The sequence below is a fragment of the Pseudomonas sp. GW822-FHT03F08 genome (genome assembly GCF_058801265.1).
In genome coordinates, this window is the sequence record NZ_JBXANC010000004.1 from 1 (window position 1) to 14,090 (window position 14,090).

13 protein-coding genes are annotated in these 14,090 nt (G+C 61.1%); 9 read left to right on the forward strand and 4 right to left on the reverse strand.

Annotated elements, in window-relative coordinates; translation table 11 throughout:
- Positions 1 to 171: 171 nt before the first annotated feature.
- Complete coding sequence (locus AC1RME_RS10545) at positions 172 to 1,665, reverse strand: CoA-acylating methylmalonate-semialdehyde dehydrogenase (RefSeq protein WP_096819678.1); 1,494 nt, start codon at positions 1,663 to 1,665, stop codon at positions 172 to 174.
- Positions 1,666 to 1,741: 76 nt separating this feature from the next.
- Positions 1,742 to 3,091, reverse strand: a complete 1,350-nt coding sequence (gene aptA / locus AC1RME_RS10550; protein WP_096819679.1) for an omega-aminotransferase AptA — start codon at positions 3,089 to 3,091, stop codon at positions 1,742 to 1,744.
- 139 nt (positions 3,092 to 3,230) lie between these two features.
- Between aptA and AC1RME_RS10555 the strand changes: the two genes are divergently transcribed.
- From AC1RME_RS10555 to AC1RME_RS10580, 6 genes are all read left to right on the forward strand, one after another.
- Entirely contained in the window at positions 3,231 to 4,151 is a 921-nt protein-coding gene (locus AC1RME_RS10555; RefSeq protein WP_192559700.1) for a LysR family transcriptional regulator, read from the forward strand.
- A gap of 95 nt (positions 4,152 to 4,246) precedes the next feature.
- Positions 4,247 to 4,897 (forward strand): TetR/AcrR family transcriptional regulator, encoded by a 651-nt coding sequence (locus AC1RME_RS10560; protein WP_096819681.1) that lies wholly within the window; start codon positions 4,247 to 4,249, stop codon positions 4,895 to 4,897.
- Between the two features lie 7 nt (positions 4,898 to 4,904).
- Positions 4,905 to 5,486: an IMPACT family protein gene (locus AC1RME_RS10565; RefSeq protein WP_096819682.1), complete on the forward strand. Its 582-nt coding sequence runs from the start codon at positions 4,905 to 4,907 to the stop codon at positions 5,484 to 5,486.
- Between the two features lie 537 nt (positions 5,487 to 6,023).
- Positions 6,024 to 7,574 carry an ABC transporter ATP-binding protein gene (locus tag AC1RME_RS10570; RefSeq protein WP_493091158.1) on the forward strand — a complete coding sequence of 517 codons (1,551 nt, stop codon included), beginning with the start codon at positions 6,024 to 6,026 and terminating at the stop codon, positions 7,572 to 7,574.
- Positions 7,575 to 7,585: 11 nt separating this feature from the next.
- Entirely contained in the window at positions 7,586 to 8,692 is a 1,107-nt protein-coding gene (locus AC1RME_RS10575; RefSeq protein ID WP_493091160.1) for an ABC transporter permease, read from the forward strand.
- Positions 8,692 to 9,618 carry an ABC transporter permease gene (locus tag AC1RME_RS10580; RefSeq protein ID WP_493091164.1) on the forward strand — a complete coding sequence of 309 codons (927 nt, stop codon included), beginning with the start codon at positions 8,692 to 8,694 and terminating at the stop codon, positions 9,616 to 9,618. The genes AC1RME_RS10575 and AC1RME_RS10580 overlap by 1 nt, the downstream gene beginning before the upstream one ends.
- Here AC1RME_RS10580 and AC1RME_RS10585 read toward each other — a convergent pair.
- Positions 9,615 to 10,031, reverse strand: a complete 417-nt coding sequence (locus AC1RME_RS10585; protein ID WP_493071613.1) for a hypothetical protein — start codon at positions 10,029 to 10,031, stop codon at positions 9,615 to 9,617. The genes AC1RME_RS10580 and AC1RME_RS10585 overlap by 4 nt on opposite strands.
- 83 nt (positions 10,032 to 10,114) lie before the next feature.
- Here AC1RME_RS10585 and AC1RME_RS10590 point away from each other — a divergent pair, with 83 nt between their 5' ends.
- The 3 genes from AC1RME_RS10590 to AC1RME_RS10600 all read left to right on the forward strand — a co-directional run bounded on the left by AC1RME_RS10590 (position 10,115) and on the right by AC1RME_RS10600 (position 12,730).
- Positions 10,115 to 10,465, forward strand: a complete 351-nt coding sequence (locus AC1RME_RS10590; RefSeq protein WP_064593282.1) for a MerR family transcriptional regulator — start codon at positions 10,115 to 10,117, stop codon at positions 10,463 to 10,465.
- A 36-nt stretch (positions 10,466 to 10,501) separates the two neighbouring features.
- Positions 10,502 to 11,188 carry an SDR family oxidoreductase gene (locus AC1RME_RS10595; protein ID WP_096819951.1) on the forward strand — a complete coding sequence of 229 codons (687 nt, stop codon included), beginning with the start codon at positions 10,502 to 10,504 and terminating at the stop codon, positions 11,186 to 11,188.
- Between the two features lie 183 nt (positions 11,189 to 11,371).
- The gene (locus AC1RME_RS10600) at positions 11,372 to 12,730 is read left to right on the forward strand and encodes an 8-oxoguanine deaminase (protein ID WP_096819688.1); all 1,359 of its coding nucleotides are present in this window, start codon (positions 11,372 to 11,374) and stop codon (positions 12,728 to 12,730) included.
- 121 nt (positions 12,731 to 12,851) lie between these two features.
- On the opposite strand, the gene AC1RME_RS10605 is transcribed toward AC1RME_RS10600, so the two are convergent.
- The gene (locus tag AC1RME_RS10605) at positions 12,852 to 13,943 is read right to left on the reverse strand and encodes a calcium:cation antiporter (protein WP_096819690.1); all 1,092 of its coding nucleotides are present in this window, start codon (positions 13,941 to 13,943) and stop codon (positions 12,852 to 12,854) included.
- Positions 13,944 to 14,090 lie beyond the last annotated feature (147 nt).

Below are 14,090 nucleotides of genomic sequence, written 5' to 3' on the forward strand. Positions count from 1 at the left end.
TTGAGTTTCAAGGAGTTTTCCGTTTCGACTGCGCCGGAAGTGGGGCGAATTATAGGCCTCCAGAATCTGCCGTCAACACTTAATTTCATAAATCTGTCATATCGGTCAAAAAAGCCCCGAAACGCAAAGGCCGACCTTAAAAGGTCGGCCTTCTTGGCACAGCCCTTCTACTTACAAGCTAGGGAAAGCGAATTGCGAAGCCTCATGGCTCGCACGCTGCGGCCAGCGCTGGGTGATCGCCTTGCGACGCGTGTAGAAGCGCACGCCATCCGGACCATAGGCATGCAGGTCGCCGAACAGCGAGCGCTTCCAGCCGCCGAAGCTGTGGTAAGCCACCGGCACTGGCAGCGGTACGTTGACACCGACCATGCCGACTTCAATCTCGTCGCAGAACAGACGCGCCGCTTCACCGTCACGGGTGAAGATGCAGGTGCCGTTGCCATATTCGTGATCGTTGATCAGTTGCATTGCCTCTTCCAGGCTGTTCACCCGAACAACGCACAGCACCGGCCCGAAGATCTCTTCTTTATAGATGCGCATCTCAGGGGTGACGTTGTCGAACAGGCAGCCACCCAGGAAGAAGCCTTCCTCATGACCTGGCACGCTCAGGCCACGACCATCGACCACCAGGGTCGCGCCCGCCGCCACGCCGTCTTCGACATAACCGCTGACCTTGTCGCGCGCCTGACCGGTGACCAGCGGCCCCATGTCCAGACCACACGAAGTGCCGGCACCGATTTTCAGCGCCTTGATCTGTGGAACCAGTTTGGCCACCAGTGCGTCCGCGACCTGATCGCCCACACACACGGCTACCGAGATCGCCATGCAACGCTCGCCGCAGGAACCGTAAGCCGCGCCCATCAGTGCGCTGACCGCGTTGTCCAGATCCGCATCCGGCATCAGCACCGCGTGGTTCTTCGCGCCGCCCAGAGCCTGCACGCGTTTGCCGCGCTTGGTGCCTTCGGAATAGATGTATTCGGCAATCGGCGTCGAACCCACGAAGCTCAGCGCTTTGACTTCCGGCGCTTCGATCAGCGCGTCCACCGCAGTCTTGTCGCCATGCACGACACTCAGCACGCCTTTCGGCAGGCCGGCTTCCAGCAGCAGTTGAGCGATCAGCAGGGTCGAGCTTGGATCACGCTCGGACGGTTTGAGGATGAAGCAGTTACCGCAAACGATCGCCAGCGGATACATCCACAGCGGCACCATCGCCGGGAAGTTGAACGGCGTGATGCCGGCCACCACGCCCAGCGGCTGGAAGTCAGACCAGGCATCGATGTTCGGGCCGACGTTACGGCTGTATTCGCCCTTGAGAATTTCCGGCGCTGCGCAGGCGAACTCAACGTTCTCGATACCACGCTTCAGCTCACCGGCAGCATCTTCCAGCGTCTTGCCATGTTCTTCACTGATCAATTGCGAGATGCGCGCTTCGTTCTGCTCCAGCAGCTGCTTGAAGCGGAACATCACCTGGGCGCGTTTGGCCGGTGGCGTGTTGCGCCAGGCCGGGAACGCAGCCTTGGCGGCATCGATGGCGTGCTGGATGGTTTCGCGGCTGGCCAGCGGCAGCTTGTGGATAGCCTGACCGGTGGAAGGGTTGAACACATCAACTGCGCGACCGTTCTCGGTCACCAGTTCGCCATTGATCAAATGCGGGATAACGCTCATCGAAAACTCCTGAATTCTTGTCCACGGGCACCCGCCATGGAGTGCCCGTTTTTGTAGGTATATATAGAAGGAAAAATCAGTCGAGCTTGTTCAGCACTTCGCCGACCGCGTCGAACAGACGATCAAGGTCTTGCGGCTTGCTGTTGAAGGTAGGGCCGAACTGCAGGGTGTCGCCGCCGAAGCGCACGTAGAACCCGGCTTTCCACAACGCCATACCGGCTTCGAATGGACGCACGATAGCGTCGCCGTCACGGCCCGCGATCTGAATCGCGCCGGCCAGGCCGTAGTTGCGGATGTCGATGACGTTCTTCGCACCCTTCAGACCATGCAGGGCATTTTCGAAATGCGGTGCAACTTCAGCCACGCTCTGCACCAGGTTTTCCTTTTGCAGCAGGTCGAGTGCCGCCAGGCCAGCGGCGCAAGCCACCGGGTGCGCGGAATAGGTATAGCCGTGCGGGAATTCCACGGCGTATTCCGGGGTCGGCTGGTTCATGAAGGTCTGGTAGATCTCGGAGCTGGCAATCACCGCGCCCATCGGGATCGCACCGTTGGTGACTTGCTTGGCGATGCACATCAGGTCCGGGGTCACGCCAAAGGTGTCAGCACCGAACATGTTGCCGGTACGGCCGAAACCGGTGATCACTTCGTCGAACACCAGCAGGATGCTGTGCTGATCGCAGATTTCACGCAGGCGCTTGAGGTAGCCCTGTGGTGGAACCAGCACGCCAGCCGAACCGGCCAGCGGCTCAACGAACACCGCAGCAATGTTCGAAGCATCGTGCAGTTCGATCAGCTTCAGCAGCTCATCGGCCAGGGCGATACCACCCTGCTCCGGCATGCCACGGGAGAAGGCATTGCTCGCCAGCAAAGTGTGCGGCAGGTGATCGACATCCATCATCGCCTGACCGAACAGCTTGCGGTTACCGTTGACGCCGCCGAGGCTGGTGCCGGCGATGTTCACACCGTGGTAGCCACGGGCGCGGCCGATCATTTTGGTCTTGGTCGACTGACCTTTCAGGCGCCAGTAGGCACGGACCATTTTCACCGCGGTATCGGCGCACTCGGAACCGGAGTCAGTGAAGAACACGTGATTCAGGTTGCCCGGAGTCAGCTCGGTGATTTTCTCGGCCAGCTGGAACGACAGCGGGTGGCCGTACTGGAAGCCCGGCGAGTAATCGAGAGTGCCCAACTGCTTGGCCACCGCTTCCTGGATTTCCTTGCGGGTATGCCCGGCGCCGCAGGTCCACAGACCGGACAGCGAGTCGTACACCTTGCGGCCCTTGTCGTCGATCAGCCAGCTGCCTTCGGCACCGACGATCAGACGCGGGTCGCGCTGGAAGTTGCGGTTGGCGGTGTACGGCATCCAGTGCGCGTCCAGCTTGAGTTGGCTGGCCAGTGGCGACGACGCGTTTTCAGGCATGTTCATCGGGCAAAACCTCGCAGGGCAATAAGCTTCAGGGAGATAGAAAGCGTTGTTGCAGCTAAATTGCCACGGGGATAAAGTCGGTGAAATCCAACTTTTCTAACCTTCAGTTAGAACACTGCTAAACAATGAGAACAACAACATGAGCAGCCGCCGCCCCGATCCACTGGCCCAGGTCAGTGACTTTGACATTCGCCTGCTACGGATTTTTCGCAGTGTGGTCGAGTGCGGCGGCTTCTCCGCAGCGGAAACCGTGCTCGGCATCGGTCGCTCGGCGATCAGCCAGCAAATGAGCGATCTCGAACAACGCCTGGGCCTGCGTCTGTGCCAACGCGGCCGCGCCGGTTTCTCCCTGACCGAAGAAGGTCGCGAGGTCTATCAATCGGCGCTGCAGCTTTTAAGTGCGCTGGAAAGTTTCCGCACCGAGGTCAACGGCCTGCACCAGCACTTGCGCGGCGAGCTGATCATCGGTCTGACCGACAACCTCGTCACCCTGCCCCACATGCGCATCACCCACGCGCTCGCGCAGTTGAAAGAGCGCGGGCCGGACGTGCAGATCCAGATCCGCATGATCGCACCCAACGAAGTCGAACAAGGCGTGCTCGACGGCCGCCTGCACGTCGGCGTGGTGCCGCAGGCCAGTGCGCTGTCGGGATTGGAATATCAGCCGCTGTACAGCGAACGCTCGCTGCTTTATTGCGCGGTCGGCCATCCGTTGTTTTATGTCGATGACAAGCAACTGGACGACGAACGCCTGAACAGCCAGGACGCCATCGCCCCGACTTTCCGTTTGCCGGCGGAGATACAGGCGCACTATCAGGCCCTCAATTGCACGGCCAGCGCTTCCGACCGGGAGGGCATGGCATTCCTGATTCTGACCGGGCGTTACATCGGCTATCTGCCGGATCATTACGCCAGCCTCTGGGTGCAACAGGGGCGGCTGCGCGCGCTCAAGGCCAACACGCGTTTCTATGATTTGAGCCTCGCCTCGGTCACCCGCAAAGGCCGGCGTCCGCATCTGGTGCTGGAAAGTTTTCTCGAAAGCCTCGCCGCCACGCGCTGACGACCGGGGTTTTATTCGCCCGGGGCTTGTCGCAGGCCGATGGTTGCGCTATCAACGCAACTGGTTGCACCCCACAGACAAACCCGGAAGTGCCTATGACCTTTGAAGTCCCCGCTCACGGCGGCAAACCTGCCAGCCGCATTCGTCAGAAGAACGAAGAGACCATCATCAAAGCCGCCGAAGACGAGTTCGCCCGTCACGGATTCAAAGGCACCAGCATGAACACCATCGCCACCAAGGCCGGGTTACCCAAGGCGAATCTGCATTACTACTTCACCAACAAGCTCGGGTTGTACGTGGCGGTGCTGAGCAACATCCTCGAGCTGTGGGACAGCACCTTCAACACCCTGACCGCCGAGGACGATCCGGCCGAAGCCCTGACCCGCTACATTCGCGCGAAAATGGAGTTTTCCCGCCGTCAGCCGCAAGCGTCGCGGATCTTTGCGATGGAAGTGATCAGCGGCGGTGAATGCCTGACCGAGTATTTCAACCAGGACTACCGCGCCTGGTTCCAGGGCCGGGCCGCGGTGTTCCAGGCGTGGATCGATGCCGGCAAGATGGACCCGGTGGATCCGGTGCACCTGATTTTCCTGTTGTGGGGCAGCACGCAGCATTACGCCGACTTCGCCACACAGATCTGCCGAGTGAGCGGTCGCAGCAAATTGACCAAACAGGACATGGACGACGCTGGCACCAACCTGATCCGCATCATTCTCAAAGGCTGCGGCCTCACTCCTTCTCTATAAGACGTTTATGCCTTTCACCCTCAGCGACTTTTGCGAATTCCGCGAAGAGATTCGCAAAAGCCGTTTCATCACCTTCGCCGCACCGATCGGCAGCCCTGCCGACGCGCAAACCTTCATTGAGCAGCACAGCGACTTGAACGCGTCGCACAATTGCTGGGCATGGAAACTCGGTGATCAGTACCGTAGCAACGACGACGGCGAACCGGGCGGCACGGCCGGACGGCCGATTCTCGCGGCCATCGAAGCGCAGGATTGCGATCAGGTCGCAGTACTGGTGATCCGCTGGTACGGCGGCATTCAACTGGGCACCGGCGGATTGGCCCGGGCCTATGGCGGCGGGGCCAACAAGTGCCTGCAAGCCGCCGCGAAAGTCGAACTGATCAGCCGTGTGCCCCTGCGTTGTGCCTGCGGGTTTTCCGAGCTGGCGCTGGTGAAATTGCGAGTGGCGGATCTCGGCGGTCTGGTGGTGGAGGAAAACTTCACCGCCAACGGCGTCGAATTACAGTTGGCAGTGGGGGAAGCGCAGATCCCGTTGCTGCAAAACCAACTGGCCGATCTCAGCCGTGGACGCATCCTGCTCCAGCGCTGAACACCTGCAATATTTCGGGGCACGACACGATTCGCTTATTCCACCGAGTTGCCCACATCAGCTGTGCACCCGACTGTGGATAACCTGAGCACACACCGCTGTAACCCTTCTGTCACGTGGCTTTGCGCGTTTTGTTCACTTTTCGCCCAAACCACGTGAAAAAAGTTTAATTCCAAGCAAAAACAATCAGTTAGATCTGTTTATCGCCATTGGGAGATAGCACCGATGCGCTTATGCCAAGGTTTTCCGATTGCGCACAAATACTGTGGAGCAACCTGTGGATAACCCGTTCATGACTCCCTTAGCCGCAGGTGCTGCTTGGCTCCGGCGGGATTGCTCGTTTTTTAACCAGATTTTCACGAACAAAACTGGAGCCTGATCAACGGCTTTGCGCTCAATTGGTGCTGCCCATCCGGGCAATTTTGCATTCGATGCTCTACGCAAAGGGTCGCCGGGCAAGGGCCTGACGGGTTCCTGACTCAATGGCCAGGAAATTGCTTTATCCACAGGCACAACTCCAAGCAAGCCGAGCCTGTCATGCCCAACGCCACGCCCACCCCGCGCCTGCAACTGCGCCGCATCAGCAAACGTTATCCCGGTTGTCTGGCCAACGATGCCATCGATCTGAGCATCGCCCCCGGTGAAATCCACGCCCTGCTCGGTGAAAACGGTGCGGGTAAAAGCACGCTGATGAAGATCATCTACGGCGTTACCCAGGCCGACTCGGGCGAAATGCTCTGGCAAGGGCAACCGGTGAACATGCGTAACCCGGCCCAGGCCCGGCAGTTGGGCATCGGCATGGTGTTCCAGCATTTCTCGCTGTTCGAAACCCTGACCGTGGCGCAGAACATTGCGCTGGCGATGGGCCCGGCGGCCGGGACGCCGAAACAGCTTGAACCGAAAATCCGTGAGGTGTCCCGCCGTTATGGCATGGCGCTGGAACCGGAGCGACTTGTCCACAGCCTGTCGATCGGCGAGCGACAACGGGTGGAGATCGTTCGTTGCCTGATGCAGGACATTCGCCTGCTGATCCTCGACGAACCGACTTCGGTGCTCACGCCGCAGGAGGCCGACGAGTTGTTCATCACCCTGCGCCGGCTCGCGGCCGAGGGCTGCAGCATTCTGTTCATCAGCCACAAACTCGGCGAGGTGCGTGCCTTGTGCCACAGCGCCACGGTATTGCGCGGTGGTCGGGTGGCGGGGCATTGCGTACCGGTCGAATGTTCCGACCGAGAGTTGGCGCAACTGATGGTCGGCGAGTCGGCGGCTTTGATCAGCGAGTATCCGAAAACCAGTGGCGGCGCGACATTTTTGCAGGTCAGCGGATTGAACTGGCACAACCCCGATCCGTTCGGCTGTTCGTTGATCGACATCGACTTGCAAGTGCGCAGCGGTGAAATCGTCGGCATCGCCGGTGTGGCGGGCAACGGTCAGGATGAATTGCTGGCACTGCTGAGCGGCGAGCAAATCCTGCCCCGCGATGCAGCGCAAACCATCTGTTTCCGAGAACGCGCCGTCGCCGATCTACGTCCGGAGGCGCGACGCAAACTCGGCCTGGCTTTCGTCCCCGCCGAACGCCTCGGGCACGGCGCGGTCCCGGAGTTGAGCCTGGCAGACAACGCCCTGCTCACAGCCTTTCAACAAGGGCTGGTCAGCCACGGGTTGATCGAGCGCAACAAAGTCGAATCCCTCGCCGAGTTGATCATCCAGCGCTTCGGCGTGAAAACCCCGGATACCCAAACCAGCGCCCGCAGCTTGTCCGGCGGTAACCTGCAGAAATTCATCCTCGGTCGGGAAATTCTTCAGCAACCGAAACTGCTGATCGCGGCGCACCCGACCTGGGGCGTGGACGTCGGCGCGGCGGCCGTGATCCATCGCGCCCTGATCGCCCTGCGCGACGCCGGCGCGGCGATCCTGGTGATTTCCGAAGACCTCGACGAACTGTTCCAGATCAGCGACCGCCTCGGCGCGCTCTGCGGCGGGCGGATGTCGGCGCTGCAAGACACGGTGCAAACCCGAATCAGCGATGTCGGTGGCTGGATGGCCGGCCAGTTCCACAGCCCTCAACCACAACCCGCCACGGTTTAACGGAGTTTCCCATGCTGCTTTCCCTCGAACCCCGTGGCCGGCAATCGCGCCTGATGCTGTGGTGCTCGCCGCTGTTGGCGGCGGTGCTGACCCTCGGTTGTGGCTCGCTGCTGTTCATCGCCCTCGGTCAAGATCCGCTGCAAACCTTGCACACCTTGCTGATCGCGCCGGTCAGCGACTTGTATGGCGTCTCCGAATTATTGGTCAAGGCGTTGCCGATCCTGCTCTGCGCGCTGGGTCTGGCGGTGGCCTATCAGGCGCGAATCTGGAACATCGGCGCCGAAGGTCAATTGTTGCTCGGTGCGTTGGCCGGCAGTGCGCTGGCGGTGAACATCATCGATATGCAGAGCCGTTGGGCCTTGGTGCTGATCCTGCTCACCGGCACGTTCGCCGGCGCCGCGTGGGCCGGGCTAACCGCCTGGTTGCGCACGCGCTTCAATGCCAACGAAATCCTCACCAGCATCATGCTCAATTACATCGCGCTGAACCTTCTGCTGTTCTGCGTCCACGGGCCGCTGAAGGACCCGGCCGGGTACAACTTTCCCGAGTCGGCGATGTTCGGCGACGCCAGCCGCTTGCCGCTGTTGATGGAGGATGGTCGGGTTCACGCCGGGGTGTATTTCGCCCTGCTCGCGCTGGTGGCGGTGTGGGTGTTGTTGCAGAAAAGCTTCGTCGGCTTCCAGATCAAAGTGCTCGGGCTGGATAAACGCGCGGCGGGGTTCGCCGGGTTTCGCGAGAAGCGTCTGATCTGGCTCGCACTGCTGATCAGCGGAGGATTGGCGGGACTTGCCGGGGTCTGCGAAGTCACCGGGCCGATTGGGCAACTGGTGCCGCAGGTCTCGCCGGGCTACGGCTATGCGGCGATCACCGTGGCGTTTCTCGGCAGGCTCAATCCCATCGGCATTCTGTTTTCCAGCCTGTTGATGGCGCTGCTGTACATCGGTGGCGAGAGCGCGCAGATGACGCTGAACCTGCCGCAGGCGATCACCCAGTTGTTCCAGGGAATGATGCTGTTTTTCCTGCTGGCCTGTGACGTGCTGATCCTCTACCGACCCCGTCTGAACCTGCGCTGGGCCCGACGCACTTCAACCACCGCCGTAACCGCCGGAGCGCTGTGATGGACATCGATCTGCTGAGCAATGTTTTCTACGCCATGGTGCGTTGCGGTACGCCACTGCTGCTGGTGGCGCTGGGTGAACTGATCTGCGAAAAGAGCGGCGTTCTCAACCTCGGGCAGGAAGGGATGATGCTGTTTGGTGCGGTGATCGGTTTCATCGTCGCGTTCAACAGCGGCAACCTGTGGCTGGGCGTGGTGTTGGCGATGCTTGCCGGGATGCTGTTGTCGTCGCTGTTTGCCCTGGTGGCGCTGGTGTTCAACGCCAATCAGGTGGCGACCGGGCTGGCGCTGACGATTTTTGGTGTGGGCCTGTCGACCTTTGTCGGTGCGGCGTGGGTCGGCAAACCGCTGGCCGGTTTCGAGCCGCTGGCGATTCCATTCTTGAGTGACATCCCGCTGATCGGCCGCATGCTGTTTGCCCAGGATCTGCTGGTGTACCTGTCCTTCGCGCTGTTTGCGCTGGTGGCCTGGGTGATCGTGAAAAGCCGTGTCGGGCTGATCATCCAGGCGGTCGGCGAAAACCCGGACGCCGCGAGTGCCATGGGCTTGCCGGTGCTGACCGTGCGTACGCTGGCCGTATTGTTCGGCGGAGCGATGGCCGGACTGGCCGGGGCTTACCTATCGCTGGCGTACACGCCGATGTGGGCGGAAAACATGACGGCCGGGCGCGGCTGGATCGCCCTTGCGCTGGTGGTGTTCGCCAGTTGGCGGGTGTGGCGGTTGTTGCTCGGCGCGTATCTGTTCGGACTCGCCAGCATCCTGCACCTGGTGGCGCAGGGGTTGGGGCTGGCGATTCCTTCAAGCTTGCTGGCGATGCTGCCGTACGTCGCAACCATTCTGGTGCTGGTGTTGTTGTCGCGGGATGCGGTGCGTACACGGTTGTACGCGCCGGTATCACTGGGACAGCCGTGGCAGGCCGGACATTAAGCCGTGACGGCCCGCGACAGCGACCGAACAGGCAACGCCTGAGCAATGCCCCACGCCACTTCGAGAACCAGGAAACCCACCACCAACGAACTGGCGCCGTGGGCCAGGGCATACGTCATCCACGCCGCGAACAGAAATCGCGTCACCGCGTCATAGCGCCCATAAACCGGCTGCGGATCACGAATCCGCAGCACCGACCACATGCACACCACCGAACCGAACAGATTCGCCATCAACAGATGCGCAGGTTCGAACGCCGGCAACTCACCGGGCAATTCCAGCGCCTGACTCAACGCCGTCAACACCCCATGCAACACAGCAAAACTCCATGGCGTGACAAACGCCACTGTCACGATCAAGTCATACCAGGCACTGCCGCGCACCAACTGTCGATACTGCGTTGAAGTCCACATCGTCCTTGCTCCGAAAATTCAGGGAGCAACCACGGTAAAGCCTGGAGTATGCTCCAGGGTCAAACACTTTCGAGATGTCTTTGATGCGCATCGGTGAGCTGGCCCAGGCCTGCGATGTCAGCCGTGACACGCTGCGATTTTACGAGGAACGCGGATTGATCGCGGCGCAACGCAGCGCCAACGGTTATCGCGACTATCCGCCGGAAATGGTGCAACTGGTGCTCTACATCAAAACGGCGCAGCGTCTGGGCTTTACCCTTGGCGAGATCGGCAGCAGCGTTGGCGCGTTGTGGCAATCGCCAAACCCCGACACCACCGTCACGCAACTGCTGCAAGACAAACTCAAGCTGGTCGAAACCCGCATGGCTGAACTCGGTGAGCTGCGCCAGGAATTGCAGCATCGGCTCGGTCAACGTTGTCCATTGAACCCGTGATCTTTCAACTTTCAAGGAAAGCCAATCATGTCCGCACTGAATCCTGCCAAGCACGCACTGATCATCGGCGCCTCCCGGGGCCTGGGTCTGGGTCTGGTGAAAACCCTGCTGACCGACGGCTGGCAAGTTACCGCCACGGTTCGCAATCCTGCGAACGCCGAGGCGCTGAAAGCACTGGGCAACGTGCAAGTCGAAAAACTCGACATGGACGACCAGCAAGCCGTGATAGCCCTGAGCCAGCAACTCAAGGGCGAGACCTTCGACCTGCTGTTCGTCAATGCCGGGGTCAAAGGCCCTGAAGTGCAGACCCCGGGCGGCGCGACGCTGGCAGAAGTCGGTCAGTTGTTCTTCACCAACGCCGTGGCGCCGATCAACCTGGCCCAGCGTTTCGTCGGGCAGATTCGCGACGGCAGCGGCGTGCTGGCCTTCATGAGTTCGGTGCTCGGCAGCGTGACCATGCCCGATGCGCCGGAACTGGCGCTGTACAAGGCCAGCAAAGCGGCGCTGAACTCGATGACCAACAGCTTCGTCACTCAGTTGGGCGATCAGAAACTCACGGTGCTGTCGCTGCATCCGGGCTGGGTGAAAACCGATATGGGCGGCGAAGGTGCCGACATCGACGTGGAGACCAGCACCCGTGGTCTGGTGGATCAGGTCGATGCGTTTGCCGGCAAGGGCGGCCATCACTTCGTGAACTACAAGGGTGAAACCATTCCCTGGTAATCGCTGGACCCTGTGGGGGCTCGCTCCCACAGGGTTATCCCGGTGTCTGGTCGGGTTGGGCTTGCCCGTCGCAACATTTTGTTCGAAACTCCGCACCTCGTCCTTCGCGGCGACCCTGGATCAGCAGACAGGGCAACACTGAGCTGGCAACCCTGAACCCAACTTTCAGAGGAGCCGGCCACAATGCCTGCGACCCGTATCTGGTTAAAAAATCCCCTCGCCATTTTCACGGCCAACGGCCTCGATGCCCGTGGCGGTCTGGTGCTGCAAGACGGTGTGATCACCGAAGTGCTGGGCGCCGGCCAGCAACCGTCGACCCCGTGCAATGAAGTGTTCGACGCCCGTGAGCACGTGATCCTTCCGGGCCTGATCAACACCCATCACCACTTCTATCAAACCCTGACCCGCGCCTGGGCGCCGGTGGTCAATCAGCCGTTGTTCCCATGGCTGAAAACCCTGTACCCGGTCTGGGCACGCCTGACCCCGGAAAAGCTCGCCCTCGCCACCAAAGTCGCGCTGGCCGAACTGTTGTTGTCGGGTTGCACCACCGCCGCCGATCACCACTACCTGTTCCCGGATGGCTTGGAAAACGCCATCGACGTGCAAGTCGAAACCGTGCGCGAACTGGGTATGCGCGCCATGCTCACCCGTGGTTCGATGAGCCTCGGCGAGAAGGACGGCGGCCTGCCTCCACAGCAGACTGTGCAGGAAGGCCAGGTAATTCTCGACGACAGCCAGCGCCTGATTCACGAGTACCACGAGCGTGGCGACGGCGCGCAAATCCAGATCGCTCTGGCGCCGTGCTCGCCGTTTTCGGTGACCCCGGAAATCATGTCCGCCAGCGCCGATCTGGCGAACAAACTCGATGTGCGCCTGCACACTCACCTCGCCGAAACTCTCGACGAAGAGGATTTCTGCCTGCAACGCTTCGGCCTGCGCACCGTGGATTATCTGGACAGCGTCGGCTGGCTCGGCCCGCGCACGTGGCTGGCCCACGGCATCCACTTCAACCCCGACGAAATCGCCCGCCTCGGCGCGGCCGGCACCGGCATATGCCATTGCCCGAGCTCGAACATGCGTCTGGCGTCCGGCATCTGCCCGAGCATCGACCTGACCGATGCCGGCGCGCTGTTCGGTCTCGGTGTGGATGGCTCGGCGTCCAACGATGCGTCGAACATGATCCTCGAAGCCCGCCAGGCCCTGTACATCCAGCGCCTGCGTTATGGCGCCGAGAAGATCACCCCGGAACGCGTGCTGGGTTGGGCAACCAAGGGCTCGGCGAGCCTGTTGGGCCGTACCGACATCGGCGAACTGGCGGTTGGCAAGCAGGCGGACCTGGCGTTGTTCAAGCTGGATGAACTGCGCTTCTCCGGCAGTCATGATCCGATCTCGGCGTTGCTGTTGTGCGGCGCGGACCGCGCGGATCGCGTGATGGTCGGCGGCAAGTGGCGCGTGGTTGACGGGCAGGTTGAAGGGCTGGATCTCAAAGGCCTGATTGCCGATCACAGCCAGGCGGCTCGGCAGTTGATCGCCGGCACCTGATCTCCCCCCTCTGATCGTTCCCACGCTCCGCGTGGGAATGCATACCGGGACGCTCTGCGTCCCAGCGTAGGACGCGGAGCGTCCTTTGCGGCATTCCCACGCAGAGCGTGGGAACGATCAATCACAACCCCAGCAGCGACAACATGATGAACGTCGCAAACAACACAAAATGGGTCATGCCCTCAATGGCATTGGTCTCCCCGTCATTGAGGTTGATCGCGCTGACGATCAGCGTGATGAAGATCATCACGGTCTGCACCGGGGTCATCGCCATCTGAAACGGCTGACCGGTGTAGAGCGCCATCGCTTCCATCACCGGCACCGTCAGGATCACTGTCGACAACGACGCGCCCATCGCAATGTTGACCACCGACTGCATGCGATTGGCCAGCGCCGCGCGCAACGCGGTCAGGATCTCCGGCGCCGCCGAAATCGCCGCCACCAGAATCGCCGTGATCACCGGCGGTGCGCCCGTCCCTTCCAGGCCCAGATCGAGGGTCTTGGACATCTCCTCGGCCAGTGCGCCGATCACCACCACACCGAACACCAGAATGCCGATCGACAGCGCCAGGCTGACCGGTTTCGGCTCCTGCTCCACCGGCTCTTTCTTGCGGCGTTTATCCGGGTAGCTGTAGCTGAAAAAGTAGCTGTGCGGGCCGACCTGCATGCGCAGGAACAACGTATAAAGCACCACCATCGCGCCGATGGTGAACGCCGAATAGATTTTCCAGTCGGCCTCGGGAATGAACTCCGGCACCACCATCGACACACCCATGGCGGTGAGAATCATCACGCTGTAACTGCGGGCCGAATCATCGTTGTAGGACTGCTCGCCATGCTTGATCCCGCCCATCAATGCGGCGAGACCGAGGATGCCGTTGATGTCGAGCATGACCGCCGAATAAATCGTGTCGCGCACCAGCGTCGGCGAGGCTTCGTTGCTCATCATGATCGCCAGGATCACCACTTCCACCAGCACGGCGGCGAGGGTCAGGATCATCGTGCCGTACGGGTCGCCGACTTTTTCCGCGAGCAATTCGGCCTGATGGGCGACGCGCATCGAGGCGGCGACGATAAACGCGATCAATACCAGCCCGCCGGTCAAGGCGACGACCTGGCCACTGTGCAGCAACCAGTGTTCCAGCGGATAGGCCACGAGAGCGGCGATCAGGGCCAGCAGCAGAAAGCTTTCTTGCTTGAGGATCGTGAGCATGGCGGGCCTGCGGGCGCTGGGGACGAATGAGTGACTGACTGCGGGGCGGCGCTAATAGTTCGTTACACCTTAGCGCACCACGGAATGGCAGCCGGTTCGGCAGGTGCACTTTATTGGCCTTGGCGGCCTCATCGCGAGCAAGCACGC

Bases quoted from the DNA above. Each gene is read 5' to 3' on its own strand.
- AC1RME_RS10570 (WP_493091158.1), top strand. From the start codon at position 6,024: ATGCCCAACGCCACGCCCACCCCGCGCCTGCAACTGCGCCGCATCAGC.
- AC1RME_RS10585 (WP_493071613.1), bottom strand. From the start codon at position 10,031: ATGTGGACTTCAACGCAGTATCGACAGTTGGTGCGCGGCAGTGCCTGG.
- AC1RME_RS10580 (WP_493091164.1), top strand. From the start codon at position 8,692: ATGGACATCGATCTGCTGAGCAATGTTTTCTACGCCATGGTGCGTTGC.
- AC1RME_RS10555 (WP_192559700.1), top strand. From the start codon at position 3,231: ATGAGCAGCCGCCGCCCCGATCCACTGGCCCAGGTCAGTGACTTTGAC.
- AC1RME_RS10565 (WP_096819682.1), top strand. From the start codon at position 4,905: ATGCCTTTCACCCTCAGCGACTTTTGCGAATTCCGCGAAGAGATTCGC.
- AC1RME_RS10590 (WP_064593282.1), top strand. From the start codon at position 10,115: ATGCGCATCGGTGAGCTGGCCCAGGCCTGCGATGTCAGCCGTGACACG.
- AC1RME_RS10605 (WP_096819690.1), bottom strand. From the start codon at position 13,943: ATGCTCACGATCCTCAAGCAAGAAAGCTTTCTGCTGCTGGCCCTGATC.
- AC1RME_RS10560 (WP_096819681.1), top strand. From the start codon at position 4,247: ATGACCTTTGAAGTCCCCGCTCACGGCGGCAAACCTGCCAGCCGCATT.
- aptA (WP_096819679.1), bottom strand. From the start codon at position 3,091: ATGAACATGCCTGAAAACGCGTCGTCGCCACTGGCCAGCCAACTCAAG.
- AC1RME_RS10545 (WP_096819678.1), bottom strand. From the start codon at position 1,665: ATGAGCGTTATCCCGCATTTGATCAATGGCGAACTGGTGACCGAGAAC.
- AC1RME_RS10600 (WP_096819688.1), top strand. From the start codon at position 11,372: ATGCCTGCGACCCGTATCTGGTTAAAAAATCCCCTCGCCATTTTCACG.
- AC1RME_RS10575 (WP_493091160.1), top strand. From the start codon at position 7,586: ATGCTGCTTTCCCTCGAACCCCGTGGCCGGCAATCGCGCCTGATGCTG.